Origin of the sequence: Saccharomonospora glauca K62 (genome assembly GCF_000243395.2) — a bacterium.
Classification (GTDB): domain Bacteria; phylum Actinomycetota; class Actinomycetes; order Mycobacteriales; family Pseudonocardiaceae; genus Saccharomonospora; species Saccharomonospora glauca.
This window is the reverse complement of sequence record NZ_CM001484.1, coordinates 2,070,327-2,096,967: the sequence shown is the minus strand read 5'-3', so window position 1 is coordinate 2,096,967 and position 26,641 is coordinate 2,070,327. Positions and strand designations below refer to the sequence as shown.

22 protein-coding genes are annotated in these 26,641 nt (G+C 67.0%); 8 read left to right on the top strand and 14 right to left on the bottom strand.

Annotated features, from left to right (window positions below; genetic code table 11):
- Positions 1–2: 2 nt before the first annotated feature.
- From SACGLDRAFT_RS09995 to SACGLDRAFT_RS09975, 5 genes are read right to left on the bottom strand one after another with little or no spacing between them, the layout of a single operon-like run.
- Complete coding sequence (locus tag SACGLDRAFT_RS09995) at positions 3–4,949, bottom strand: non-ribosomal peptide synthetase (RefSeq protein ID WP_005464210.1); 4,947 nt, start codon at positions 4,947–4,949, stop codon at positions 3–5.
- Positions 4,950–4,976: 27 nt separating this feature from the next.
- Positions 4,977–5,177 (bottom strand): MbtH family protein, encoded by a 201-nt coding sequence (locus SACGLDRAFT_RS09990; protein WP_005464209.1) that lies wholly within the window; start codon positions 5,175–5,177, stop codon positions 4,977–4,979.
- Between the two features lie 12 nt (positions 5,178–5,189).
- On the bottom strand, positions 5,190–6,188 hold the full coding sequence (sbnB, locus tag SACGLDRAFT_RS09985; protein ID WP_005464208.1) for a 2,3-diaminopropionate biosynthesis protein SbnB: 999 nt from the start codon (positions 6,186–6,188) through the stop codon (positions 5,190–5,192).
- Positions 6,182–7,192, bottom strand: a complete 1,011-nt coding sequence (sbnA, locus tag SACGLDRAFT_RS09980) for a 2,3-diaminopropionate biosynthesis protein SbnA (protein WP_005464207.1) — start codon at positions 7,190–7,192, stop codon at positions 6,182–6,184. The genes sbnB and sbnA overlap by 7 nt, the downstream gene beginning before the upstream one ends.
- 22 nt (positions 7,193–7,214) lie before the next feature.
- Positions 7,215–7,538, bottom strand: coding sequence for a hypothetical protein (locus SACGLDRAFT_RS09975; RefSeq protein ID WP_005464206.1), 324 nt, complete (start codon positions 7,536–7,538; stop codon positions 7,215–7,217).
- A gap of 415 nt (positions 7,539–7,953) precedes the next feature.
- Here SACGLDRAFT_RS09975 and SACGLDRAFT_RS09970 point away from each other — a divergent pair, with 415 nt between their 5' ends.
- Genes SACGLDRAFT_RS09970 through SACGLDRAFT_RS09950 form a run of 5 tightly spaced genes read left to right on the top strand, consistent with a single transcriptional unit; the run spans position 7,954 to position 12,791 of the window.
- Complete coding sequence (locus SACGLDRAFT_RS09970) at positions 7,954–8,487, top strand: GNAT family protein (RefSeq protein ID WP_005464204.1); 534 nt, start codon at positions 7,954–7,956, stop codon at positions 8,485–8,487.
- A gap of 39 nt (positions 8,488–8,526) precedes the next feature.
- A complete protein-coding gene (locus tag SACGLDRAFT_RS09965; RefSeq protein ID WP_005464202.1) occupies positions 8,527–9,636 on the top strand; it encodes a DegT/DnrJ/EryC1/StrS family aminotransferase in 1,110 nt (369 codons plus the stop codon).
- A gap of 58 nt (positions 9,637–9,694) precedes the next feature.
- Entirely contained in the window at positions 9,695–11,095 is a 1,401-nt protein-coding gene (locus SACGLDRAFT_RS09960) for an NDP-hexose 2,3-dehydratase family protein (protein WP_005464200.1), read from the top strand.
- A 34-nt stretch (positions 11,096–11,129) separates the two neighbouring features.
- Positions 11,130–11,741, top strand: coding sequence for a dTDP-4-dehydrorhamnose 3,5-epimerase family protein (locus SACGLDRAFT_RS09955; RefSeq protein ID WP_005464198.1), 612 nt, complete (start codon positions 11,130–11,132; stop codon positions 11,739–11,741).
- Positions 11,742–11,798: 57 nt separating this feature from the next.
- Positions 11,799–12,791: a Gfo/Idh/MocA family protein gene (locus SACGLDRAFT_RS09950; RefSeq protein ID WP_005464196.1), complete on the top strand. Its 993-nt coding sequence runs from the start codon at positions 11,799–11,801 to the stop codon at positions 12,789–12,791.
- Positions 12,792–12,832: 41 nt separating this feature from the next.
- On the opposite strand, the gene SACGLDRAFT_RS21535 is transcribed toward SACGLDRAFT_RS09950, so the two are convergent.
- A complete protein-coding gene (locus SACGLDRAFT_RS21535; protein ID WP_005464194.1) occupies positions 12,833–14,332 on the bottom strand; it encodes an SDR family NAD(P)-dependent oxidoreductase in 1,500 nt (499 codons plus the stop codon).
- A 306-nt stretch (positions 14,333–14,638) separates the two neighbouring features.
- Here SACGLDRAFT_RS21535 and SACGLDRAFT_RS09940 point away from each other — a divergent pair, with 306 nt between their 5' ends.
- Together SACGLDRAFT_RS09940 and SACGLDRAFT_RS09935 are read left to right on the top strand one after the other, a co-directional pair.
- Complete coding sequence (locus tag SACGLDRAFT_RS09940; protein WP_005464192.1) at positions 14,639–15,928, top strand: activator-dependent family glycosyltransferase; 1,290 nt, start codon at positions 14,639–14,641, stop codon at positions 15,926–15,928.
- 22 nt (positions 15,929–15,950) lie between these two features.
- Positions 15,951–17,201, top strand: a complete 1,251-nt coding sequence (locus SACGLDRAFT_RS09935; protein ID WP_005464190.1) for a flavin-dependent oxidoreductase — start codon at positions 15,951–15,953, stop codon at positions 17,199–17,201.
- Between the two features lie 15 nt (positions 17,202–17,216).
- On the opposite strand, the gene SACGLDRAFT_RS09930 is transcribed toward SACGLDRAFT_RS09935, so the two are convergent.
- The 5 genes from SACGLDRAFT_RS09930 to SACGLDRAFT_RS09910 all read right to left on the bottom strand — a co-directional run bounded on the left by SACGLDRAFT_RS09930 (position 17,217) and on the right by SACGLDRAFT_RS09910 (position 23,247).
- A complete protein-coding gene (locus tag SACGLDRAFT_RS09930; RefSeq protein WP_005464188.1) occupies positions 17,217–19,019 on the bottom strand; it encodes an ABC transporter ATP-binding protein in 1,803 nt (600 codons plus the stop codon).
- A gap of 32 nt (positions 19,020–19,051) precedes the next feature.
- A complete protein-coding gene (locus SACGLDRAFT_RS09925) occupies positions 19,052–20,560 on the bottom strand; it encodes an HAL/PAL/TAL family ammonia-lyase (protein WP_040918878.1) in 1,509 nt (502 codons plus the stop codon).
- Positions 20,561–20,574: 14 nt separating this feature from the next.
- A protein-coding gene (locus SACGLDRAFT_RS21865; protein ID WP_232284153.1) for an IS5 family transposase occupies positions 20,575–21,344 on the bottom strand; the annotation gives its coding sequence in 2 pieces (ribosomal slippage) (positions 20,575–21,041 and positions 21,041–21,344; 771 coding nt in all).
- Positions 21,233–22,561: an AMP-binding protein gene (locus SACGLDRAFT_RS09915; protein ID WP_232284113.1), complete on the bottom strand. Its 1,329-nt coding sequence runs from the start codon at positions 22,559–22,561 to the stop codon at positions 21,233–21,235. The genes SACGLDRAFT_RS21865 and SACGLDRAFT_RS09915 overlap by 112 nt, the downstream gene beginning before the upstream one ends.
- Before the next feature lie 152 nt (positions 22,562–22,713).
- The gene (locus SACGLDRAFT_RS09910) at positions 22,714–23,247 is read right to left on the bottom strand and encodes a GNAT family N-acetyltransferase (RefSeq protein ID WP_005464184.1); all 534 of its coding nucleotides are present in this window, start codon (positions 23,245–23,247) and stop codon (positions 22,714–22,716) included.
- A 108-nt stretch (positions 23,248–23,355) separates the two neighbouring features.
- Here SACGLDRAFT_RS09910 and SACGLDRAFT_RS09905 point away from each other — a divergent pair, with 108 nt between their 5' ends.
- A complete protein-coding gene (locus SACGLDRAFT_RS09905; protein WP_005464182.1) occupies positions 23,356–23,853 on the top strand; it encodes a PH domain-containing protein in 498 nt (165 codons plus the stop codon).
- Here SACGLDRAFT_RS09905 and rfbA read toward each other — a convergent pair.
- From rfbA to SACGLDRAFT_RS09890, 3 genes are read right to left on the bottom strand one after another with little or no spacing between them, the layout of a single operon-like run.
- On the bottom strand, positions 23,838–24,710 hold the full coding sequence (rfbA, locus tag SACGLDRAFT_RS09900; RefSeq protein ID WP_005464180.1) for a glucose-1-phosphate thymidylyltransferase RfbA: 873 nt from the start codon (positions 24,708–24,710) through the stop codon (positions 23,838–23,840). The two genes, SACGLDRAFT_RS09905 and rfbA, sit on opposite strands and share 16 nt — an antisense overlap.
- Complete coding sequence (locus SACGLDRAFT_RS09895) at positions 24,707–26,083, bottom strand: cation:proton antiporter (RefSeq protein ID WP_005464178.1); 1,377 nt, start codon at positions 26,081–26,083, stop codon at positions 24,707–24,709. The genes rfbA and SACGLDRAFT_RS09895 overlap by 4 nt, the downstream gene beginning before the upstream one ends.
- The gene (locus tag SACGLDRAFT_RS09890) at positions 26,080–26,631 is read right to left on the bottom strand and encodes a flavin reductase family protein (protein WP_232284110.1); all 552 of its coding nucleotides are present in this window, start codon (positions 26,629–26,631) and stop codon (positions 26,080–26,082) included. Before SACGLDRAFT_RS09890 ends, SACGLDRAFT_RS09895 begins: the two co-directional genes overlap by 4 nt.
- Between the last annotated feature and the right edge of the window lie 10 nt (positions 26,632–26,641).

Sequence of the window (26,641 nt, the reverse complement as noted above, 5' to 3'; positions counted from 1 at the left end):
CCCTAGGTCGCTGTGGCTGCGTGATCGTCCTCGGCTTCGGCGAGCCGTTCGAGCGCGGCCGCCTGCGCGCTGACGGTGGTGGCCTCGAAGAGCAGACGGAGTGGGACCTCGATGCCGAACATGTCCCGTAACCGCGCGGCCAACCGGGTGGCGAGCAGCGAATGGCCTCCCAGGTCGAAGAACTCCTGCTCGACACCGATCCGGGTGACCCCCAGGACCTCGGACCATGCCTCGGCGATGGCCTCCTCGACCTCGTCTCGGGGGGCGACGAAGTCCTCCTCCGAGGAGACCTCCGGCTTCGGGAGCGCCTTGCGGTTCACTTTCTGGCTCGCGAAGCGCGGCAGTTCCGGCAGTGTGACGAAGAAAGTCGGCACCATGTACTCGGGGAGCCGGGCCCGTGAGTAGGAACGCAGCTCCGAAGCGGCAGGGGCCGGGGTGTCGGGTTCCGGGACCACGTAGCCGACCAATCGACGTCCGCCGTCCGGCATCGTGTGCACCGCCGCGGCCGCCATCCGTACGGCGGGATGGCGCGTCAGCACCGCCTCGATCTCGCCGAGTTCCACCCGGAAACCCCGGATCTTGACCTGGGAGTCGACGCGGCCGAGGAACTCCAGTGTCCCGTCCGCCCGGTATCGGCCCCGATCGCCGGTTCGGTAGAGCCGTTCACCGGGCTCGTCGCCGTGCGGATCCGGGACGAACCGATCGGCCGTCTGCCGAGGTTGCCGCCAGAACCCACGGGCGAGCCGGATGCCACCCAGGTAGATCTCCCCCGGCACTCCGACCGGTACCGGTTCCAGGTGCTCGTCGAGGACGTGGATTCGGGTTCCCGGCACCGGCCGGCCGATGGGGAGCGCCGTCTCCGACGCCTCCGTGAGCAGGTCCCGCTCTCCCGCCGAATACGTCGTCGCGGCGATCGTGGTCTCGGTCTGTCCGTAAAGGACGGTTAGCCCGGCGGCAAGACCGAGGTCCGCCCACCGCCGCGCGTCGTCATGGGTGACCACGTCCCCGGCGACCACCATGGTCCGTACCGTGGCCATGCGTGGGTCCCCCGGACGCAGACTCCTCACCACCTCGCGGAAGTACGCGGGGGCGATGGCCACCTGGGTCACGGCCGCCTCGGCGATGCGGTCGGGAAGTTCGTCGGGGGCGACCAGCCCCGGTTCGCCGACCACCACGGTCGCACCCAGCAGCAGCGGTGCGAGCACCTGCTCCAACGCGGGGTCGAAGTGCAGCGGCGCATTCAACAGGACCCGTTCGTCGGAGCGGTACCCGAGCGCCGCGGCTATCACCCTGGCATGGTGGGTGAAGGCCTTGTTCGTGATCATGACAGCTTTCGGCCGTCCGGTCGAACCGGACGTGTAGACCATGTAGGCCAGCCGGTCCGGGTCACCGTCGGGAAGTCGCGCGGGTCTCGGGTCCAGCGGCTCGTCGAGGAACAGCAGGGGCGCGCCCAGCACGGAAGCGGGCACAGCGCAACGCCGGTCCGTGATCACCACCTTCGCGCCGAGGTCGTCCCTCAGTTCGGTCAGGCGCGACTCGGGCAGCTCCGGGTCGAGCGGGACATACACACCGCCCGCCCGCAGCACCCCCAGAAGCACCGCCACCACCCTCGGGGACCGTTCGAGCACCACCGCCACCGGTGCCTCGGGCCCGACCCCCAGCTCTGCCAGCCGCAGCGCGAGCGCTTCCGCCTGCGCGGCGAGGGCAGCGTAGGTGAACGTGACGTCCCCGAACACCACGGCGGTCGCGTCCGGGGTGCGCGCGGCCTGCTCGGCGAACGCCTCGTAGGCGCTCTCCTCGACGACGGGACACCGAGGGGGATTCCATTCCCGAAGCTGCCGCCACCGCTGTTGCGAGTCCATGAGCGACAACCGACTGATCGGCAGGTCGGGCCTGGCGACCATCGCCTCGGTGAGCGTGGTGAAGTGGGAAGCCAGCCGCCGGACGGTCTCCTCGGTGAACAGCTCGGTGGCGTACTCGATCTCCATCCGGTATCCACCGTCGCCGTCGGCCACCAGGATCATGGTCAGATCGAACTTCGCCGTCGTCTGGTCCACCTCGACCCGGCGCACGTCCACACTGGGCAACCGCAACCGCTCGGCGGGCTGCTCCCGCACCCCGAACGTCACGTCGACCAGTGGGGACCGGTCCGGGTCCCGCTCCGGGGCAAGCTCTTCCACGACACGGTCGAAGGGCAGTTCGCCGTGTCCGAAGCCGTCGAGGGAGCGGTCCCTGACCCTGGCCAGCAACGCGTGGGTGTCCGGGTCGTCGCTCACGTCGACCCGCAGCACGACGGTGTTGGCGAAGAATCCGAGGGTCGATTCCAATGCCGGGTGTCCTCGCCCGGACATCACAGTGCCGACCGCGAGATCCTTGATGCCGGTGTACCGGGCAAGCAGCGCGTAGAACACGCCGAGGAAGGTCATGAACGGCGTGGCGCCGTGCTGCCGCCCCAACGTGAGCAAGGGCCGCGCCGTCTCGGCGGGCACGAGGTGCCGGACCACGGCACCCCGGCGGTCCCGAACGGCTTGCCGAGGCCGGTCCGTCGGAAGCTCCAACGGTTCGAGCCCGGACAACTGCCGCCGCCAGAAGTCGAGTTCGTGGGCGACGATCTCGTCGGACAGGTGCTCCCGCTGCCACACCGCGTAGTCCACGTAGTGTGCCGCCGGGCGGTCGAGGTTCGGCAGCCGCCCTTCGACGTGCGCCGAGTACAGTTCGGACAATTCCCGCACCATGATCGCCTCCGACCACTCGTCGGTGACGATGTGCGGCATCACCAGAAGCAGCATGTGATCACGTGAGTCCACCCGGAGGAGGTACGCCCGCAGAGGCAGGTCCTCGGCGAGGTCGAACGGCCGGCTCGTCAGGTCCTCGATGACCGCGTCCACGTCCTCGTCGACCTCGACGAGTCGGAGCTCCCCCGTCGACTCCACCACCGTCTGCACGGGCACCCCGTCGGGCCGGCACCCGTACCGGGTTCGGAGGATCTCGTGCCGGGCCACCAATCCCCGCACCGCCACGGTCAGCGCGTCGACGTCCACCGGACCGACCAGCCGCGCCGCCCACCTCACCTGGTACATCGTGCTTCCGGGGTTGAGCTGGTCGAGCAGCCACAACCGTTGCTGCGCGAACGACAGCGGGAGGGGGCGAGCCCGTTCCTCGGGATCGAGCACGCGGATCTCCCGTGGCCCCTCGGCGCTCGCCCCCTTCAGCCGGGCGGCGAGCCCACCTACCGTGCGTTCCTCGAACACGACGCGTACCGGCACGACGACCCCCAGCGCGGACCTGAGTCTCGTCGCCACCCGGATCGCAAGCAGCGAATGACCTCCCAGGAGGAAGAAGTCGTCGTCGAGTCCGACGGCGTCGACCTCGAGCACCTCGGCGAACACGCTCGCGACCGTCCGCTCCAGCGAGGTCCGGGGTTCGGGGCCGACCGGGGCCCGCGTCGGGGCGGGGTCGGGCAACGCGGCCCGGTCGATCTTCCCGCTGAGCGTCACCGGGAACGCGGGCATCGTGACGAACACCGAGGGCACGTAGGCCTCGGGGAGCTGCCGCAGCAGATGCTTCCGGAGCTCCTCGTGGCTCGGGGCCTCCGAGCGCGGGACCACGTACCCCACCAGCCGAGCCGTACCTCCGGGTCCCGGTCGCGGCACCACGGCGGCCGACGCCACTCCGGGGTGTTGCGCCAACACCGCCTCCACCTCGGCGGGTTCGACCCGGATACCGCGGATCTTGACCTGGTCATCGGTTCGGCCGAGGAACTCCAGTGCCCCGTCCTCCGGGCGGCGCCGTACCACGTCACCGGTCCGATACGCACGAGCTCCCGGCGGGCCGAACGGGTCCGGGACGAACCTCGCCGCCGTCAACCGCGGCTGTCCCACGTAGCCCCTGGCGAGTCCGGCTCCCGACACGTACAGCTCACCCCGGTCGGCCGGGGCCCCCGACGGATCGAGGACGGTCACGCGGGTCTCGCTCAGCGGATGTCCGATGGGAACGGTCCGGGAGGGCGTGCCGTCGTACTCCCGGAAGGTGACGTCGATGGAGCACTCCGTGGGCCCATAGGTGTTGACCACCGTCGCACCGGTACGCGCCGCCAGACGCGCGGCCAAATCGCCCGACAACGGCTCCCCCGCCGAGAAGATCAGCCTCAGGGAAGGGCATTTCCCCAGCATCGGCTCGTCGGCCAACGTCCGGAGGAAGGTCGGCACGCCCTGCAACACCGTGATGTCCTCCGAGGCGAGGACATCGGCCATGGCGGCCGGATCGCGTTCGACACCTTCCGGAGGCAACACCACGGTGCCGCCCGAGACGAGTGGCCCGAAGAACTCCCACACGGAGGCGTCGAACGCCAGCGACGTCTTCTGCAGCATGCGGTCGCCGCTGCCGAACGCGTACCGGGTGACCGCCCAGTCCACGCGATTGGCAATTCCGCGATGCGGGACGGCCACCCCCTTCGGCACGCCGGTGGAGCCGGAGGTGAACATGACGTAGGCCAACGCCTCGGGGTCGGTCTCCACCGGGGCGTGCTTGCCGGGCGAGGCATCGATGCGAGGCTGTTCCTCGGCCAGGCGCAGCACGTCGATCCCGGTCACGGCGACGGGCGGGTCGGTGTCGACCACCAGCAGCCGCGCACCGGCGGTGGTGAGCATCCGGCTCATCCGCTCCACCGGGTGTTCGGCGCTCAGGGGCAGGAACGCGGCACCGGCTCGCTGGATGCCCAACAACGCCACCACGAGACGCGGCCGCCGGGGCAAGCACACGCCGACGACGTCGTCGCGCCGGACACCGCGCAGGAGAAGATGGTGCGCCAGCCGGTTCGCCGCCTCGTCGAGTTCCCGGTAGGTCAGGGCGCCCCCGTCGCAGGAAACCGCGACGGCGTCCGGCGTCGCCGCGGCCTGCCGTGCGACTCGCTCGGGCAGGCCCCCCGCCCAGCCCTCGAATCCGTTCATCGTCACCTCGGCTCGTTTCCGACAACGTCAGCGGGACTCGTCGTCCATCCGCCGCCGCAGGCTCAGAGGTCGCATGTCGGTCCACACCCGTTCGATGTGGTCCAGGCATTCCTCACGGGTCCCCGAGGTCCCTTCCGGTCTCCAGCCCGCCGGCAGGTCCCGATCGGCGGGCCACACGGAGTACTGCTCCTCGTGGTTCAGCACCACCAGATAGGTGTCCGAGGACATGATTGGCTCCTCTCAGTCCACGAAGTCGGGGATGTCGATGCCGAGACCACGTCCGACCGCCTCGTCGAGGGTGTACGCGGCCAGCGCCGCGTCGAGACAGCCGAGGCCGAAGGGCGAGAACACCGTCACGGCGTCCTCGTCGTAGGGCAGCCGGGTGGTCCCGTCGAGCAGGGCCCCGATCTCGGCGTGCACGAAGTCGCGGTTCCCGGTCGCCCGCGCGGCCAGATCCAGCGACGTGGCCGCCCGGCACACGTGGTCGACGTCGTCGACGACGTTGCGCGCGGCGAGGATCGACTCCACGGTGAGATCGCGCAGCGACACGTGGAGCACCACGGTGCCGGGTCGGCAGGCCTCGGTGGTCAGGTGCGGTTCCCCCGCGGTGGTGGCCAGCGACACCAACCGGTGCGAAGCCATGGCCCGCTCGACGTCCTCGCAGATCGTCACGGTCATCTCCGGCCACTGCCCGCGCGCCCGTTCGGCGAACGCCTCCGCCCGTGCGGGGTCGAGGTCGAACACGGCCACCTCGCGCAGTCGCGGCAGTCGGTGCCGCGCGAATCGCAGCACCTCGAAGTTGATGACCCCGCATCCGACGAAACTCATCCCCGACCGCACGGTCTCGGGAGCCCCCACGGTCAGCTCCTCCGCGGCGAGCACCGCGCCGGCCGCGGTACGGCGGGCAGAGATCACCGCGCCCTCCAGCACCGCTCGAGGCCTGCCGTCCGTGACGGAACTGAGCACGATGACGGCCGACGCGCGCTCGACACCCGCGTCGATGTTCGCGGGGAACGAGGCGATCCATTTCACCGCGGCGACCGGGCGTTCACCCCCGACGTAGGCCGGTAAGGCGATGATGCGGTCCCGTGTGTTTCCGGGGAACCGGAGGAAGACCGAGTGCGGGACCGAGGTCTGTCCACGTGCGTGCGCGACATAGGCGCGACGCACCGTCTCCAGCACCGAGTCGGGGTCCTTGTCGAGCACACCCTCCACATCGGTGCGGCGCAGAATCAGCACGTGGTGTTCTCCTTCCACAAGTGCCTGATGTCACCGAACTTCTCGTCCACCCACTCGTCGGAATAGATGGTGTCCAGATACCGTTCCCCGCGATCGGGAAGAAGCAGCACGCAGTTGGCACCGGCGGGAAGTTCGGGGAGACGTTGCTCGACGGCGCTCACCACGGCTCCCGTCGATCCTCCGCCGAGGATGGCCTCGGTCGCGACCAATTTCCGACAACCGACCACGCAGTCCTGGTCCGTCATCCGCATCACCGAGTGCGCCATGCCCTCGTGGTACAGAGCGGGCCTGATCGCGGCGCCGTGCCCCGGCACCAGTCGACGACAGGTGACGTCGCCGAAGATGGCGCTGCCTTCCGCGTCCACCGCCACGATATGGGTCGACAACCCGTGTTTCGCGATGAAGTCGGCGCAACCGTGGATGGTTCCGCACGTGCCGGTGGCCACGAAGAGGTAGTCGACCCGACCGTCGAGTGCTTCCGCGATCTCGCGCATGGTCTCCTGCTGTGCCAGGGCGTTGCGCGCGTTGGCGTACTGGTTCGGCCACACCGCGGAGGGAATCTCCCGAAGCAGCTCCCGGACCCGGCGAAGACGTGCGGCGAGGAAGTCGTTCATGTCGTTGTCGGGTTCGGTCACCATGCTCAGCTCGGCACCGTACGCACGAAGGATGGCCAGGTTCTGCGCGGTGGTCTTCGGGTCCACGACGCAGACGAACCGGATGTCGTGGAGGCGACACACCTGCGCGAGGCCTATCCCCAGGTTTCCGGAGCTGGACTCGACTACAGTGGACTCTCCGGGCACCAGTTCCCCGGATTCGATCGCGCCCAGCACCATGCCGATGGCGGCGCGGTCCTTGCCGCTGCCACCGGGGTTCAACGCCTCCAACTTGGCGTAGAGCCGCGCTTGAGACCTCGGGAACAAACGGGTGAGCCGCACCAAGGGGGTCGATCCGACGGCGGAAAGAACACCGTCGAGTACTCCGTCACGGGTGATCGCACTCCTCATCGCGTCGACCGCACCGGTGTCGTCAGGCCGAGGGCGCCTGGTCCGAGGACGCGAGGTCACGTACCCGTCCGGCGAGCTCGGGGGTCGCGTTCCGGTCACGCGCGATCTCGACGATGTTCTCGGCCAGTTCCTCGAACGTACTGCCACGGAAGGAGCCCAGCTCCTCCAGCAACATCAGCTCGGTCGACTTCTCGAGTTCGAGCAACACCTGGACGACCGAGAAGGAGTCGAGATCGCTGAGCTGCTCCGGCTGGGGTACACCCGGTTGCTCACCACAGATCTGGTACGCGGTACGGCGCACCAGATCCGTGAGTGCGTCGACCAGTACCCGGTCGTTCTCCGACATGGTTTACCCACACTCCTCGTCCGACGGACCCGTCGGGAAAAGACGATTCCGATTACGAACCCGTTGTCTCGGGGACCGTCAGCCAATCGATTGGCGGCAATGAATTTCCGGGATCCTTATCCGGATTCGGAACCCGGACGACAGTAACCACGTATCCGCCGCCGGGCAAGGTTTCCGCGGAATCCCCGAAAGACCTCGGTTTCCGGTCCCCGCCGGCGAGACGGCGACGACCTCGGCCTCGTCGTCCGTCGTCCCGCTGGCGGGACGTTCCCGACGTCGTTTCCACCCCGGTTCCTTGACTCCGACAGTAAGCGAAAACTACTTTCCGAACGGGCTGTTTCCCGCCTCGGCGGCCATTGTGGAGCCGCCTTTCGACCGCCCGGTCCCCAACCGTGAAGCGAGGGTCTTTCTCCCCATGCTGTACCCGCATACCGAATCACGACGGATCTCCCTCTGCCCCGCCTCGGCCTCCGACGCGCCGGCGGCCTACGAGCTGCTGTTCCGGATGGGACACGGCGGGCTTCCCACGATCGACCAATTCGTCTCCGGGTTCGGTCGTGGGATGGCGGCGTACTTTCTGGTTCGCCTCAAGGAGACGGACGAACTCGTGGGACTCGCCACCATCTCGGAGCCGAACCCCGCCGGTCACGTGCGGGTCGAGGTCAACGTCCGCACGGACCAGCCCTCCGGGATCGTCCGCGATGCCACGGCCTTGACCACGAACTTCGCGTTCTCGATGTGGCGTATCAGAAAGGTGTACTTTCACGTCACCAGGTCGGGCGTGGAGTCCCTCGCCTTCGGTGAGGAACACACGGCGATGGTGCGGGAGGAGGCCGTCCTGCGGGATCACGTCTTCTTTCACGGCTGCACCTGGGACGTCACGGTTCTGGCCATCCACCGCGAAGACTGGAACGTGCTCGGAGTGGATCTCCTCAAACAGCTCGTCTGACCGGCCCTCGATATTCCCCACAGGGAGTGAGACACCGAAATGACCTTGTCGGTCTGGGGTTACCTTCCCGAGTTCGAAAAAGAGCGGGACGACATCATGGATGCCGTCGAGACAGTTTTCCGTTCCGGGCGGCTCATTCTCGGAGAGAGTGTGAAGGCGTTCGAACGCGAGTTCGCCGCGTATCACGGTGTTCCCCACTGCGTAGGGGTGGACAACGGCACCAACGCCATCGTGCTGGCACTACGAGCACTCGGCATCGGCGCGGGCGACGAAGTCATCACCGTGTCGAACACCGCGGCCCCCACCGTGCTCGCCATCGACGCGGTGGGCGCGACCCCCGTCTTCGTCGACGTGCATCCGGACACGTACCTCATGAACGTCGACCAGGTGGAGTCCGTCATCACGGAACGGACGAAATGCCTGCTGCCCGTCCACCTCTACGGGCAGTGCGTGGACATGGACGCTCTTCGCGCCATCGCGAGCAAGCACGGACTTCCCATACTGGAGGACTGCGCCCAGGCTCACGGAGCCACCTATCACGGCCGGATTGCGGGATCGATGGGGGACTGCGCCGCGTACTCCTTCTACCCCACCAAGGTCCTCGGCGCGTACGGCGACGGTGGCGCCGTACTGAGCAACGACGCGGAGACCGACGCCCGGCTCCGTCGCCTCCGTTACTACGGAATGGAAAGCGTCTACTACGTGGTCGAGACCCCCGGCTACAACAGCAGGCTCGACGAGGTACAGGCGGAGATCCTCCGGCGCAAGCTCACGAGGCTCGGCGACTACATCGCCCGCCGCCGTACCATCGCCGCCCGCTACGCGGAGGCGTTCGCCGGAACCGAACTGATCACTCCGACCGTGGCGCCCGGCAACGAGCACGTCTACTACGTGTACGTCGTGCGGCACCCGGCACGGGACCGCATCATCGCGGAGCTGAAGAAGCACGACATCTCACTGAACATCAGCTATCCGTGGCCGGTACACACTCAGTCCGGATTCGCCCACCTCGGCTACGGCAAAGGCTCGCTTCCGGTCACGGAGAACACGGCCGACCAGATCTTCTCGCTTCCCATGTATCCCTCGCTCGGCGACAGCGAGCAGGAACGCGTGATCGACACACTCCATCGGGTACTGGCCACGCTCTGACCCCAGCCATCACGTGCCACCGGCCCGTCGCGGCGCCGCGAGGACAGGAGGGAACATCGTGAGGGAGCGACTCATCACCTCACCACCGCGGGACGACGGCCGCTCGGCGACGCCGGGACTCCTCCCCGGCTCCTCACTCGACCAGTTCCACGCGTGGTGGGCCCAACGTCACCGAGCCAGCCACTTCTCCGTCGAGCGCATTTCCTTCCCGGAGCTGGATGCCTGGGCCTTCGACGACGACACGGGAAACCTCGTGCACTCCAGCGGCAAGTTCTTCACCGTCGAGGGGCTCCAGGTCCGCACCGATGGTCTCGACATCTGGTCGCAGCCCGTCATCAACCAACCGGAGATCGGCGTCCTCGGGATCATCGTCAAGGAGTTCGACGGCGTCCTGCACTGTCTCATGCAGGCGAAGATGGAGCCGGGCAACGTCAACACACTCCAGCTCTCTCCCACCGTGCAGGCCACGCGGAGCAACTACACGCGCGTCCACCGAGGTGCGGCGACGAGGTACCTGGAGTACTTCCTTGGCCATCGCCGGGGGAAGGTGTTGGTCGACGTGCTGCAGTCGGAGCAGGGCGCCTGGTTCTGGCGCAAGCGGAACCGGAACATGGTCGTGCAGGTCACCGAGGACATCCCGCTGCACGAGGACTACTGCTGGCTCAGTCTCGCCCAACTTCGCGAGTTGAGCAGGATCGACAATCTCATCAACATGGACGCCCGTACGGTGCTGTCCTGTTTTCCGTTCGAGCCGAGTGGGACCGACTCCGGGGACGAGTTCACCGCCGCGCTCATCCGTTCCTGCCGCAGCGGGGGCGGCGCCGGCGGAGCTCGCCACACGACCGGCGAGATCCTCAGTTGGTTCACCGATGCCAAGACTCGCTGCGACTGGACCGCACGCCTGACTCCGCTGTCGAAGGTGACCGGCTGGATTCGCGGCGAGGAGGAGATCAGCGACGAGCACCAACGTCATTTCCGCATCATCGCGGTCGCGGTCGAAGCCGGAACCCGCGAGGTGAAACGGTGGACGCAGCCGTTGCTGTTCCCTCGCGGGGAAGGACGAGCGGTCTTCCTGGTGAGGCAATTCGACGGAGTGCTGCACGTACTGGTCCAGGCGCGTCCCGAGTACGGCCTGATGGACCTCGTGGAGATGGCACCGACGGTGCACCTGCTCCCCGGCGAGGAACTCTCCTCCGTGCACGAGGACTTTCTTCGCCACTCCTTGAGTTCCCCGGACGTTCGAGTGCACTACGACCAGGTTCTCTCCGAGGAGGGCGGACGTTTCTACGAAGCGTTGACCCGTTACCAGATCATCGAGGTCGGCGAGGACGTGCCCGCCGAACCACCACCGAACTTCCGCTGGATGACCGTACGTCAGCTGATGGACCTTCTCAGGCACGGCCACTACCTCAACATCGAGGCCCGCAGTCTGCTGGCGTGTCTGCACTCCCTGTACTGACCCGTTCCCTCCCGCTTCGGAGAGCCAGGCCGACATGAGTAGCTTGACGATCACCGAGACATCACTGCCCAACGCGTTCCACCTCCGGGCACAACGTCACTTCGACCGACGAGGGTTCTTCTACGAGGCGTTCCGCAGCGACGACCTCTCCGAGGCGATCGGGTACCCGTTCCGAATGGGACAGTTCCACTACTCGATAAGCTGCCGCGACACCATCCGTGGCATCCACGGCACGTTGCTTCCGCCGGGGCAGGCCAAACTCGTGACCTGCGTGCGAGGGGAAATTCTCGACGTGGCCGTGGACCTGCGTACCGGGTCGCCCACCTTCGGTCGCTACGAGGTCTTCCACCAGCAAGCCGGGCAGGGCACGGCCCTGTATCTGTCCGACGGGATCGGTCACGCGTTCCAGGCCCTGACCGACGACACCTGTGTGACCTTCGTCTGCTCCGAGGCGTACCAGCACGGCACGATGCTGGAGATCAACCCACTCGACCCGGAGCTCGGCATTCCGTGGAAGCTCTCCGGCGAGCCCGTGATGTCCGCCAAGGACGCTGCGGCTCCCACCTTGTCCGCCGCCGCGGCGGCCGGTCTGCTTCCCCACTATCGATCCACACTGGCGCACTACGAGCGCTTGAACGACCTCTGACCACGATCGTCGCGTCACCGGCGCCTCGTCCTCACAACCGAGCGGAGTTCTGTCGAGATGAATTCAGCGAACGCCCCACGACTGCGTATGGGCGTGTTGGGATGCGCGGACATCGCCTGGCGGCGCACTCTCCCCGCGATGGTCGCCAATCCCTCCATCGACGTCGTCGCCATCGCGAGCCGACGTGCCGCGAAGGCCGCGAAGTTCACCGCACGGTTCGGGGGACGACCGATCACCGGATACGAACGGTTGCTGGACAGCCCGGACGTCGACGCGGTCTACATCCCGTTGCCGGCGCTCATGCACGCCGAATGGGTCGAGACGACTCTTCTGGCGGGCAAGCACGTCCTCGTCGAGAAACCGATGACGGCGAGCCTCGCCGACACCGCCAGGTTGCTCGAACTGGCCAAGGAACGCGGACTGGTGCTGTTGGAGAACTACATGTTCCTGCACCACTCCCAGCACGCCGCCGTGCGCGCGCTACTCGACGCGGGCGCCATCGGCGAAATTCGCGGTTTCGCCAGCGACTTCACCATCCCACCCAAGCCCGAGGGCGACATCCGCTACCAGCAGGACGTCGGAGGCGGCGCGTTCCTGGACTTCGGTGGTTACCCGGTGCGGGCGGCCCTGCACTTCCTCGGCCACGGCCTCGACGTCGTCGGAGCGGTATTCCGGTACGACACCGTGACCAACGTGGTGATGTCCGGCAGCATCCTGTTGGCCACCACGACCGGTATCCCGGCTCAGTTGAGCTTCGGGATGGAGCACTCCTACCGCACCCATTACGAGCTTCGGGGCAGCACCGGGCGGCTGTTCCTCGACCGGGCGTTCACTCCGCCGGAGTCGTACCAGCCCGTGGTCCGCATCGAGCGGCAGGACTACCGTGAGGAGCGGGTTCTTCCCCCGGACCATCAGTTCGCCAATGTGCTCGCGTTCTTCGTCGACGCCGTGTTGGAGGGCGTGGACCTGGAGCCGCACCACACGGGCACGCTGGCCCAGGCGGAACTCATCGACCGGATTCGCGACGCCGCATCCGTGCAGAAGATCTGACCGTCGTCGAACGAGCGCGAGGCGCCTCGGGGACCGGGACGTCAGCCGACCGGTGTCCAGTCGCTGAGCTCTCGGGGGGACAGCACGGTCACACCGGTGTCGTCGGCGGGAAGATCGCCGAGGACCCAGGCGGTGATCGTCGAAGCGACCCGCGCGGGCGGTACGAGCCCCCGGCCGCCCATCGGACCGTTCGACAGATCCGTCCACATCTTCGGGGCCCTGGCCAGCAACACCCTGGCCTCGTGCCGGATGGCACAGTACCTGCCCAGCGCCTCCAGGGCCGACTTCCCGACGAAGTAGTGCGGATAGCGCGCGGGAACGTCGTCGACCGCGCCGGAGGACAGAAAGACGATCCACGCGCCGGACCTGAGCAGCGGCAGCACCGCGGTGAGCGGGTTCAGGGCGACGGCCAGGCTGACGTCGACATACTGGAGGAAGCTGGTCACCGTGTCCGGGTGCAGGCTCGACTCCAGCACCGCGGGCCCGGCGCTCAGCACCAGTCCGTCCAACCGGACTCCCGCTCGCACGAGAACGTCGACCCCGGCGGCCACGAGGTCCCGGTCGCTCGCGTCCAGCACGAGCGGACGTACTCGGTCCTCCCCGAACTCGGCCCTCAGCGCCTCGACCGGCCCGGAGGCACGCTGGGTGGCCCACACCGTGGCTCCTTGGGCCACGAGCACCGAGACGAGGGAAGCCCCAATGCCCCGGCTTCCCCCCACGACGAGGACGTTGTGCCCGGCCAATCGCTCGCTGCAAGGCAGCACGCTGGTCGCGGAAGCCCAGTTCGGCGTCGGCACCCGATGACGACGGAAAGCCCGCAGCTCCATGTCGACGCCCCGGCCGTCACCCCGGCACTCGACGTCGATCACCACCGCGCCCGTTCGCGCGTCGGCCTGCCTCACGGTGGCGGTGTACCGCGTCTCGTTCTCGGCCGCACACTCGACGTGGCCGATCCGCATACCGGCGACGATGGTGTCGCGCCCAGGCACGCGCATCCCCAAAAACCAGCTTGCCCACCCGAGCGCTCCCACCAACGAGTCCGGCGCCGCCTTCGCCCCGAGACGGTCGGCCAAGGCCCGAAGCGCCTCCGGGGACAGCACACCGTACCCCCCGTTGAACATCTCACCGGGGGCGTAGTCGGCCGACGGCTCGGCCTCCACGGAGGTCGGGCGTTTGACCGGCACCACGGCTTCCGCGATCGACGGTCCCGCGGACAACTCGAAATTCAGCATCGGCAGTTCACCCTCGCGAACCACGACCCCGGCCCGGTCGCCCTCCTCCTCGACCAGGGCGGCACTGTAGATCCTTCCGGGGAACAACGGTCGCGTGAACCGCGCGACCAACCCGGAGGCGGCACGCAGGCGCCGTTCCGGGATCACGGACAGCGCGGCGAGAACGACCAGCGCGCCGGGCAACACACACCCGCCCGACGACGTCCGTTGCGCGTAGGTGTGATCGAGGTACTGGGGATTGCGGTCCCCGGTCGCCTCGGCGAACTGTTTCACGTCCTCCGTGTCCAGTCGTATCATCACACCATTCATTGAGACACCCCGTGACTCACCCGAAAAAATATCATCGAGAACATGACACACCCGTGGCTCTCGGTCAATAATGGCCGCCACCGGATTCGTGTTCACGACCACCACATGCGCCACGGAAATCCATTCACGAAGAATGATGGAATCCGGAAACCGGGAAGACGCCGAAGGCCTCTTCGAAAGAAACGCACATCTCCTTGAGGTGAGGTGCCGCCACCACCCCGAATAAGGCGGCCCGATCACGGGCGCGGCGAGCCAGTCGGAGCTTCCGGCCCGTCCCGCCGGCGAGACATCAGCGACGGAGTAGACATGCGTGTCTTGTTTGCCACGTACTCGGAGAAGACCCACTTCCACGCCATGGTTCCGCTGGCTTGGGCGATGGCGTCCGCCGGTCACGAGGTGCGAGTGGCCAGCCAGCCCGCGCTCACCGAGGTGATCACCGGAACGGGCCTGACGGCGGTTCCGGTGGGCCGGGACCACAACCTGTGGAAGGTTTCGAGTCGTTTTCTCACCCCGCGTTTCGCCAAGGCCAACCCGGAGGCTTTCAACAGAATCCGCGGTGTCGAGCTGCCACCATTCCACAAAGCGGACGAACCGCTGGAATCCGTAGATTTCGAATACTTGCGATCCGGTTATTCCGACGTCCTGAAGACCTGGTACAGGATAATCAATGAGCCCATGCTCGACGATCTGGTGGACTTCGCCCGGCAATGGCGTCCCGATCTCGTGATCTGGGAACCCACCACCCATTGCGGGCCCATCGCCGCGGAAGCTGTGGGCGCGGCCCATGGACGGGTACTGTGGTCACTCGACTTCTTCGCCCGGACCCGGCAGAACTTCCTGAAACTCCTCGCGGAGCAACCGGAGGGAAACCGGCACGATCCGTTCGGGGACTGGCTCGCGGCGTGCGCGGACAAGCACGGGGTGGTTTTCTCCGAGTCTTTGGTGGTCGGGCAGTTCACGATCGATCAGTACGCCCCACCGCTACGGCTCGACACCGACGTGCGGCACATTCCCATGCGATACGTTCCGTACAACGGCACGTCGGTGGCTCCCGACTGGCTCCGGGAACCGGTCCCCACGACGCGCGTCTGCCTGACGCTCGGTCAGTTCAGCACGGAGAAGTTCGGCGGCTATCCGATCAGCGTGCAGGAGATCTTAAATTCCCTGGCCGACCTCGACATCGAGGTCGTGACGACGTTGCCGGCCGCCGAACAACGGAAATTGACCCATGTTCCCGACAACGCCCGGCTCGTGGAGTTCGTCCCCTTGCAGCTGCTGATCCCGACCTGCGCCGCGGCCGTCCATCACGGCGGTTTCGGCACCACGAACACCATCGCGCTGGAAGCGGTGCCCCAGCTCGTGATAGCCGAACAACACGACACTCCGATCCTGGGCCGTCGTCTCGAAGCCTGCCGTGCCGGGCTCAGCGAATACTACACTGACGCCACCGGGGAGGCGGTTCGGCGACATCTGTCACGGCTGCTGGACGATCCCTCTTTCGGCGTGGCCGCGAGGGCACTGCGCGACGACATGCTCACCATGCCGCCCCCGCGAGAACTGGTGCCCCACTTGGAAAAGCTAGCCATGTCCCGATGACATCGAGACACGAGGAGTTGCCATGCGAGTCGTCATCGCCGGTGGCGGTATCGGCGGGCTGGCCACGGCACTGAGCCTGCATTCCGCGGGCATCACGGACGTGGTCGTGCTCGAAGCAGCCAAGGAGATCCGCCCCCTGGGAGTGGGAATCAACCTTCTGCCCCACGCCGTGCGTGAGCTCACCGAGCTCGGTCTGGCCCCTCGGCTGTCCGACATCGGTGTCCCCACCGGGGAGCTGGCGTACTTCAACCACCGCGGCCAACTCATCTGGTCGGAACCGCGAGGGATCGCGGCGGGCTACAAATGGCCCCAGTACTCCGTGCACCGCGGCCGTCTCCAGATGTTGCTGCTGGACGCCGTTCGGGAGCGGCTCGGCCCCGACACCGTCAGGACCGGTCACCGGGTGACCGACGTCGTGACCGAGAACGGAAAGGTCATCGCACGGGTCGGGGACTCCTCCGTGGGGCCGTGCGACCTGTTGATCGGCGCCGATGGCATCCACTCGGCCGTGCGCAAGGGCTTCTACCCCTCCGAGCCCGCTCCCCTGTGGAACGGACTCGTCCTGTGGCGCGGCACGACGAGAGCGCGGCCCTATCGTGGGGGCCGATCCATGATCATGGCCGGAACCGACGTACAGAAGTTCGTCGCGTACCCGATTTCCGATCCGGACGACACGGGAGAGGTGGAAGTCAACTGGGTGGCCGAGCGTCCGCTCGATCGGCAGGCTATGTCGCGTGGCGACTGGAACCGCCGAGTTTCCCCGGACGACTTCCTGCACTGGTTCGACACGTGGACGTTCGACTGGCTCGACGTACCGGACCTGATTCGGCGCGCGTCGGTGGTCTACGAGTACCCCATGGTGGACAGGGACCCCCTTCCGCGGTGGACACACGGGCCCGTGACGCTCTTGGGGGACGCCGCCCACCCGATGTACCCCATCGGCTCCAACGGCGCCTCCCAAGCCATTCTGGACGCTCGCGTGCTTGCCTCCGCACTGGCCCGGCACGACGACCCGGTCGCCGCGTGCGAGGAGTACGAGGCCGAACGGCGACCCGCCACGGCCAAGGTCACGCTGTCCAATCGGCAGAGGGGCCCGGAACTCGTGATCAAGCTCGCCTACGAGCGGGCACCGGAGGGCTTCGACGACGTCGAGGACATCCTGCCGTTGTCCGAGCGCGAGGAGATCGCCGCTCGGTACAAGCGGCTGGCCGGGTTCGATCCGGAGATGCTCAACAACCGCCCCAGCTACGACGTCGCCGCCTCGACGAAGTAGAAGGCATGTGTCACGTCAGTGCGGGGTACCGACGCCGTCCCCGACCGCCGGTACGACGGTCTCGTCCTCGGCGACCAGAAGCTGCGTCGCGGCCAATTCCCGGTACAGCTCGTCACTGGCCACCAACTCCTCGTGCGAGCCGACGGCCCGGATCCGCCCGGCCTCCATCACCAGGATGCGGTCGGCCTTGGTCACCGTGGACAGACGATGGGCGACGACCAGGACGGTGAGCTCGGCGGCCACCTCCACCACGACGTCCCGGAGCGCGGCCTCGTTCACCGCGTCCAGTTGCGAGGTGGCTTCGTCGAGCAACAGCAACCGCGGCTTGCGAAGGAGTGCCCGCGCGATGGCGACGCGTTGACGTTCCCCTCCCGACAGGGTGTTGCCCCGATGACCGACCCGGCTGTCGAGGCCGTCGGGCAGCCGGTCGACCAGCTCGGTGAGCCTGGTGCGTTCGAGCACGGCCCGAATCTCGTCCTCCGAGATGGGCTCGACCGCGCCCATGACCAGGTTCTCGCGCAGGGTCCCCGCCAGAACCGGCGCGTCCTGTTCCACGTACCCGATGACGGCACGCAACTCGACCAGCGGCCAGTCGCGGATGTCCTTGCCGTCCATCGTGATACTTCCCCGTACCGGGTCGTAGAACCGTTCGACGAGCGAGAAGAGGGTGGACTTGCCCGCTCCCGACGGGCCCACCACCGCGGTCAACCCACCGGGTGGGATCGCGAAGGACACCCCGTGATGCACGGCGGTTCCGTCGGGATAGGCGAAGTGCACGTCGTGGAAGGACAACGCGGCGGGACGCGGGTCACCGGTGCCCGACCGGGCTCGCTCGCCCACCGACTCCACCTCGAGGCGCTCGACCTCCCGGATACGCCGTATCGCGGCCACCCCGGTGCTGAACGTGGACGCGGCGGTGATCAGCCCGGCCACGGGCTCGATCAGCGCGAAGAGGTACAACAGGAACGCGATCAAAGTGCCGACGGGGATGGCACCGGAGGCCACACGGGCCCCGCCCACCCCGAGGACCGCCAGAAAAGAGACGTGGATGGCCAGCAGTGCGCCGGCGCTGACGATCCCGCTCAGACGCGCCAACCGAAGTCCGAAGAACCATGCTCGGTCGGTGGAGACACGCAGTTTCTCCGCCTCCCCCGGCTCGGCGCCGGACGACTTCACCGTCCGGAAGGCGCCGAGCAACCGTTCCAGGACCGCGTTGATGTCCCCGATCGACTCCTGCACTTTCGCGCTGTAGCGCTGGAAGAACGGCACGACCAGGGCGATCAGCAACGCCGCGACGGCCAGCACCGCGACGGTGACCAACAGCAGCACCGCGTCCAGGAGCACCATCGCCACCACCACGGCCACCAGCATCAGCAACCCTTTGAGCGCGTCCACGAGGGTCTGGCTGACCGACTGCCGGAGCAAGGTCGTGTCCGCGGTGACCCTGGACATCAAATCGCCCGGCTGGAGCCGACCGGTCTCGGCCAAGCGCATGCGCAGGATTCGTCCGAGCATGCTCGTCCGGGCCGTCAGGACCACCGACTCGGCAACCCGCCCCAACAACCAGTACCCGATCGCGGCCAACGCGGCACCGACCACGACGGCCGCGGTCAACAACAGGATCGGCCCCAACACGGCGCGGCCCTCACCCAGCGCGTCGACGATCCACTTGGCCATCATCGGCTGGGTCAAACCCACCAGCGAGCCACACATCGTGAACAGCGCACCGACCGTCACCAGCGTCCGATGAGGCGCGAGGTATGTCAGCAGGTCCCGCCAGGCCGAAGCCCGCAACATCGTGGCCCTCTCGGAACTCACCGTCACCTCCCCGCCTCGTGGCGTCGGACCGTTCACGCGGGCGACGTGGTCAGCAAGTCCTCCGCGGCCCGACGCAGGACGTCACGTGCCGAGCGCACCTCGGCGGCCATCGGTCGGTCCACGTCCAGGGGCGGCGAGATCTCGGCGAGTTCGGCCCACGGGTCCGTCGCAGCTGCGCTCCGTCCCAGCATCGCCGTCAGTTGCGCCACGGCCACCCCGAGGGAGCCGATCACCAGCCACCCCAGGTCGAGGGCCTCGGCGACCGAGTTCGCACCGTTCAACGCCATGGGCACGTGGTCCTGGTTCCAGCCGTTGGTCGGCAGCGTGGTCAGCGAAGCGGGATACACGAGCTGGCGTATCCGGGAGACGAACGACGTGGCGCTCAACTGCACACCGGCCAGACCCGCGCCGCGTCCCGGACGTGGGGTGAGCATCGGGGGAAGATCGCCGTTGGTGACCGGGCTGACCAACAGACCGAGCTGGCGTTCCGACAGATACACCGCCGAGTGCAGGGCCAGTCCGGTCTGTTCGGAGGCGAAGCCCACCGGCATGGCATGGAAGTTGCCGCCGTGCAGGACCTGGTCCTCGAACACGATCGGGTTGTCGGTGACTCCGTTCGCCTCCCGACGCAGGACCTCACCCGCGAAGGTCAGCTGGTCGAGTGCCGCCCCGAGGACCTGCGGACCGCACCGAAGACTGTAGGGCTCCTGCAACGGTCGAGCGGGGTCACGCTCGGCGTGGCCGGGCAGCTCCCGGCGAATCCACTGGGCCGCGCGACGCTGACCGTCCTGGCCTCGGGCGATGCCTATTCCGGGCTCGTAGTGCTCGGGATTCGAGCCGAGCAGGGCGTTGATCCGCCCGGTCAGCAATGCACCGGCACGCACGAGGGTGAGTGCGGAGAGCTGGTTGACGATCGCGACCGCGAGACTGACTCCCGTACCGTTGACGAAGGCGAGCGCCTCCCGGACCGGCCAGACGAAAGGCTCGATGCCCAGGTCGGCCAGCACCTCGGCGGCCGGCCGGGTCTCCCAACCACCGGACGAGGCTCGCACCCAGGCCTCCCCTCGCCCCGTGTGACTCAACGCCGCGTGCGCGAGTGGCTGGAGATCTCCACTGGCGCTGACCGTGCCGTGCCGGGGAATGGCCGGGACGAATCCGGCTCTCCACGCCTCCGCCAACCGGTTCCAGAAGTCCGGCGACACCGCGGAGAACCCCTTGCGCATGCTGTTCAATCTCAGCCAGACGACGAGTCGGCACACCTCTGGCGGGAGAGACTCGCCCTGCGCGGTGCCGAGGTGGGAGATGAGACTGTCGCCCTGTTCCAACTCCGACTCGGCTTCGAACAGCACCAGCGGGCCGAACCCCTGGGTCAATCCGTAGATCGGTTTGTCGGCGGCGAGTTCCTTGGCGACCGTCGCCGCGCATGCCCGCATGCGAGCCACTTCCTCGTCGCTCAACGGGGGAAGGTGGCGTTCCCGCACCGCGCTCCGGAAGATCTCGTCGAGCGACAGGTCGGTTCGGCTCTCGGCGGAAATGGTCACGTTAAGAGCATGTCTCATTTCGCGAGTTTCTTGAAGCAGGTGAGGGCTGCGGCGAGAGTGAGGAAGGCGCAGAAGTGGTTGGCGTAGCGCTCGTAGCGTATGGTCAATCGTCGGTATCCGAACAGCCACGCGATACATCGTTCGATGACCCAGCGGTGCTTGCCGAGTTTCTGGCTGGATTCGATGCCTTTGCGGGCGATGCGCACGGTGATTCCTTGCTTGCGTACCCAGTCTCGGAGTTCGGCCTGGTCGTAGGCTTTGTCGGCGTGGAGCTTGTCCGGCTTGCGCCGGCGGGGCCCCCGCCGGGATTTCACGGCGGGGATGGCCAGAATCAGCGGTTTGAGGGCGTGCGCGTCGTTGGTGTTCGCGGCCGAGATCGCGACCGCCAGCGGCAGTCCCGCCCGGTCGGACAGTGCATGGATCTTCGAGCCGGGTTTCCCGCGGTCCACAGGACTGGGACCGGTCAGAGATCCCCCCTTTTGGCCCTGACGGAGGCTCCGTCCAGGACCGCGCGGGACCAGTCGATCATTCCCTGGCTGCCGAGTTCATCGAGTACCGCGCGATGCAACCTGCGCCATAATCCGGCTTTCGTCCACTCGGTGAAGCGACGATGCGCGGTCGGGACCTTCACTCCGAAGCTGGGTGGCAGGTGTCGCCAAGCGCACCCGCTTGTCAGCACGAACACGATCGCGGTGAACACAGCACGATCATCCACGCGCGACCGTCCGCCTCCCTGCGGACGAACCTGATGCGCAGGGACCAGCGGTTCGACCAGTGCCCACAGCTCATCAGGCACCAACCGCCGCGACAACTCATCAACCACGAACCAAGATCATGCCCGCAACCCAACCAAGATCCAAACGAGACACGCTCTAAGGCTCCTGCGTCAGTCGATTCTGGCTTCTGGACTCGACGGAACTTTCCGATCTCGGTGCGGTCGATCGCCTTCACGGCACGAACTCGCCGTGGTCGTACCCCGATACGCTCGAACGCCGTCGTCAGGTCGAGATCCGACAGTTCGGTGTGCTCCTTGAGCACCACCACGAGCTCGATGTGCTCCCCGACCACCGGATCGGTCACGGGCCGGATCGCGTAGTCGACGCAGTCGAGCACAGGGCTGAGAAGGTCCTCCAGACGGTCCAAGTTGAACCGGCGTCCGTTGATGTTCACCAACCTCGTACGGCGACCGCTGAAACGGAAGCTCCGGTCGGAGAGGCGCTGTACGTAGTCGTCCAGCTGACAGTGGTCCGGAGCCTCGTTCTCCCCGAGGAAGGCAAGCCGTGGACTGCGGATCTTCAACGGGACCTCCCCCTCACCCGGTACCACCGGATCGACGAAGGAGACGTCGTCGATCAGTGACCAGTCGGGCGGATCGCCCTCGGACCACTGCCGGGTGCCGACCCCACCGGACTCGGTCGCGCCGAAGACCTCGATGATGCGGGCGCGCTCCGGCCCCGCCTCGGCGAGGAAATGCAGTGCGGCATCGGGGATCATGCCGCTCGCGTGCAGCACGGTGACCTGGTCGAGGGAGCGAATCCAGGCCATGTGCCGTCGCAACACGGCGAAGACCCAGGGGATGGCCATGACCGCCCAGTGACGGTGCTCGTCGACCGGGGGCAGCTGGCCCGTGACCTGCGGTCGGTACCAGACCGGGATACCGAGCCTCGCGGGCACGAGAACGCTGCTCAACGCGCCGTAGAGATGTTTCGGGTGCACGAAGGACAACGCCGCTTCGGGCGCTCGGGGAGCCAACAGCCTCGCCAGCATCGAGGCCTCGGCCCAGAGGAATTGCTTCTTTCGGTACCACGCCCGACTGGCGCCGGTGGTTCCGGAGGTGTGGAACACCACCGTCTCCGGGAGGGCGTCGAGCACCATGGCCTCGATGGCTGCGAGGTCGCCGTCGAACCGGTCCCAGCGCACCACCCAGGGTTCCTCGGTGATCCGCGGTGAGAAGAAACCCTCGGCCAGGAGTTCCTCCGGCGATAGTTCGGAGTACGTCACGACAAACCGCTCCTCGGTTCCATTGAGGCACGAATCCCGGATGAAAAGAATCCTCTGCGAGGACGAGGCGAGGAAAACGAGCGAACGAATCGTATAGCAGGTATTACCCCGTGGCCAGGTCGTTGTCCCGCCGGCGAGACAACGACGACACCTTAATCATCGACGATCTCCTGGTCGTCGCTGACCCACTCGTGCCGTTCCACCTGGAAACCGTAGAGGTTCCAGTAACGGCCCCGGAAGTACAGGAAATCGGGAAGGACCGTGAGCACCCGTTCGTCCCCCGGCCGCATCCCGAACGAGCCGAGACTCGCCTCGGTGGTCTCCGTGATCACTCGATCCACATTGAATTGCGCAAAGGTGTAGTTGATGGTCAAACCGATGGCGTCCCCGCCGAGTCCCAATCGGTTGAGTTCCGGATCGAGATACGTTCCGCAACGAATGTGTCCGGCCTCGTCGAGGCCGAACAGCAGGCTGAACCCGAGCTGTTCCCCGCTCATTCGGTTGCGGACCGTGAAGGCCGCGTTCGGACGCGGTCCCACTCCATCCGCGCGTGCCATCGGCCGCACGCTCTCGATGCCCGTCCGCAACACCGTGCGAAAGAATTCCGACTGGTCCGCGGCCGTCGCCGGACACAACTCCACACGTCGGGTCGACGTCACGGGAAAGATCACTCGCTTGGCTGCCACAACCCCTGCCTCTCTCGCCGACCGACATCCCGATGCACGATGTCGGTGACGTTCGGTATCGATGCCTTACACTGCGCACATCGCGGTCGCCATTGGTGAAGGAGTTCCATGCCCCCGACCAAGCCGCCGAGAAACCGGTTCCACCGGGCCACCGTCCAGTGGTGGCGTACCAAGGTCGCCGGCCTGTTCGCCGCGGCCGTGGCCGTGCTGGTGGTCTGCGCCGTGGTGCCCGGCGTGCTCAAGATGGGCGGCCCCTGGCTGTTCGGCCCCACCGCGGTGGTCGCCGTTCTGGCCGTTCCGGCCGTCATCCTGCTGCCACGGTGGTGGTTCGCGGTCCATCGTTGGGAGATCACCGACACCGCGGTACACGTGCGCGTCGGCTATTTCTGGCAACGCTGGCATGTGGCTCCCCTCTCCCGGATCCAGACGGTCGACACCGTGCGCGGTCCGCTTCAACGGCACTTCGGCCTGGCCACCTTGGTGGTGACCACTGCATCGGCGAAAGGAGCGCTCAAGGTCGAGGGCCTGGAGAGCTCACTCGCGGAGGAACTGGCCGAACAGCTCACCCGCACCACCGGGGCCACCCGTCCTCAACCGACTTCCTGAGCCACCTGCATCAGGTACCGGCCGTAGTCGGAGTTCTTCATCCGCTCGCCCAGCTCGTAGCAACGCTGCGAATCGATGTGGCCGAGTCTCAGGGCGATCTCCTCCAGGCATGCCACCTGGACCCCCTGCCGATGCTGAATCGTCTGCACGTACTGGCTGGCCGAAAGGAGCGAGTCGTGCGTCCCCGCGTCGAGCCACGTGTAACCCCGACCGAGCCGAATCAACTTCGCCCGTCCTTGCTTCAGGTAGACCTGGTTGACCTCCGTGATCTCCAGTTCGCCGCGGGCCGACGGGGTGAGTTCCTTGGCGATGTCCACCACCTCGGAGTCGTAGAAGTACAACCCCACGATGGCGTTGTCGGAACGCGGTTTCGAAGGCTTCTCCTCCAACGACACCAAGTTTCCCTCGGCGTCGACCTCACCGATGCCGAATCGTCCGGGGTCCGAGACCGGGTATCCGAACAACGTGCAGCCGTCGAGCTCCCGCCGTGCGGACCGGAGCAGCTTCGGAAAGCCGGCACCGTGGAAGAGGTTGTCTCCCAGGATGAGCGCCGAGGGCCCGCCGTCGAGAAACTTCTCACCGATGAGGAACGCCTCCGCGATGCCGCGCGGCTCCTTCTGTTCCGCGTAACTGAAGTTCAGGCCGAATCTGCTCCCGTCTCCCAACAGGGCCCGAAGTACGGGCAGGGTTTCCGGGTTGGAGATGATCAGGATGTCTCGCAGCCCCGCCAACATCAGCACGGACAACGGGTAGTACACCATCGGCTTGTCGTAGACGGGCAGCAGTTGCTTGGACGTCGCCAACGTCAGTGGATGCATCCGGGTCCCGTTGCCGCCGGCGAGGACGATTCCTTTCATCTCGCGTCCTTTCCTGTCGATCCCATGGGAGCCCGACTCCGGTCGAGGGCGACCCCGTCGGGGCTCAGCCATCGCAGCGCCCAATTGCTCAGGACCGTGGTGATCACCGCGAGAAGCACCAACATCGTGAAGCCCAGTTGGTTGATCAGGCCGGCTTGGAACCCTATCGCGGCGATGACCAGTTCGGTGACCCCACGGCAATTCATCGCGGCCCCCACCCATACGGCCTGACGGGTCGGAAGGCCGGTCAGCCGCGCGGCGCCTCCCGCCCCGACGAACTTGGCCGTCACCGAGGCGACCAACAAGGTCCCGAAGACCGTCCAGGCGACGAGGTCACCACCGAGAAGACCCACCGAGGTGTTCAGACCGACCCCGGCGAAGAACACCGGGAGCAACACGATCAGCGTGAAGCCCTGGAGTTGGTGACCGACTCGACGTACGGGCTCGGAGTCACGCGGTACCACGGCGCCGAAAAGGAAGGCGCCGATGACGGGGTGCAAGTTGATCGCCTGGGTCACCGCCGAGAAGGTGATCGCCCCGGCGAGCAGCACCACGGTGAGGAGTTGTTTCGACCGTACCTTGCGTACCAGGACCGCCAGCGCCGGTCGCACGCAGAGAAAGGTCACGACGACCAAGGCCGCGGCCAAGTAGGCCGTCTCGGCGGCGGAGGCGTGAGTTCCTTGCCCCGTGGCGGTCAGGATCACGGTCAGCACCAACCAGGCCACGCCGTCGCCGATGGCGGCGGCCGACACCGTCAGCACGCCGACACCGGTCTCCTCCAACTTGAGGTCGAGGAGGATCCGAGCCAGTACCGGCAACGCGGTGATCGACAGCGCGAGTCCCAGGAACAACGCGTACGGCACGGTGAAACCTCTCGGTGAGAGCAACCCGGCGAAAGCGCACGCCAGTCCGATTCCGACGGCGAACGGCAACCCCGTGCCCCCCGCCACGGTGGCCGCGACCGTGGCGGGTCTGTCGATCCGGTCGAGCCGCAGTTCGCATCCCAGGAGGAACATGAACACGACGAGCCCGAGCTGGCCCACTTTGTCGAGATGCCCCAGCGCATCTGCGGTGAACAGCCACTGCATCGCCTCCGGCCACATCGAACCGAGCACCGACGGGCCCAACATCACCCCGCCGAGCATCTCGCCGACCACCCTGGGTTGGCCGACCCGCCGCAACACGCTCCCGAGGACGTGACTCACCACGAGGATCACCGCCACGGCCAGCAGGAACCGGGCGAGCGGGTCGACCCCACCACCGGCCTCCGAACGCACCGTGCCGCCCGCCCACACGACGACGCCGAGAACCAGTACGAGAAGTCCCGCACCGAGGCCCAGCCACGTCCTGCGGTTCCGGGAGATGACGGTCATCCGGTACTGCCGTGCCCGTTGGCGAGCACGGCGTCCTCCTTCCTCGTCGCGGACACCGATTCCGGGGCGTCGAAGAACGTCCGCATCCCGTAGAGCAAGGGGTGACACGAGGTGTCCTCGACCATGGTCACCTCGGTGACCTCGCCGTAGACGATCGCGTGATCGCCCACGACGTGCGTATCGGTCACCCGGCACTCGGCGATCGAGTGGGCGTCGGCGTCGAGCCAGGGCAGCCCGAGGACGGGCGACGACGTCCAAGACACTCGACGGAACCGGTTCTCGGCAGCCGACGAGAAGAGCTTCGCGGTGGTCCTGGCACGGTCGTGCAACAAGTTCACCACGAATCCCCGGCTGTGTCGGATCGCCGCCAGCGTGCCGCTGCACAGGTTGAGACACACCAGCAACGTCGGTGGCGTCAGGGTGACGCTGGTCAACGAGTTGCACGTCAGGCCGTGTGGCTTCCCCTCACCGTCGTTGGACGTGACGACGGTGACGCCGGTGAAGTACCGGCTCATCAACCTGCGGAACTCCTCACGAAGCACTTCCACGGACCTCAGC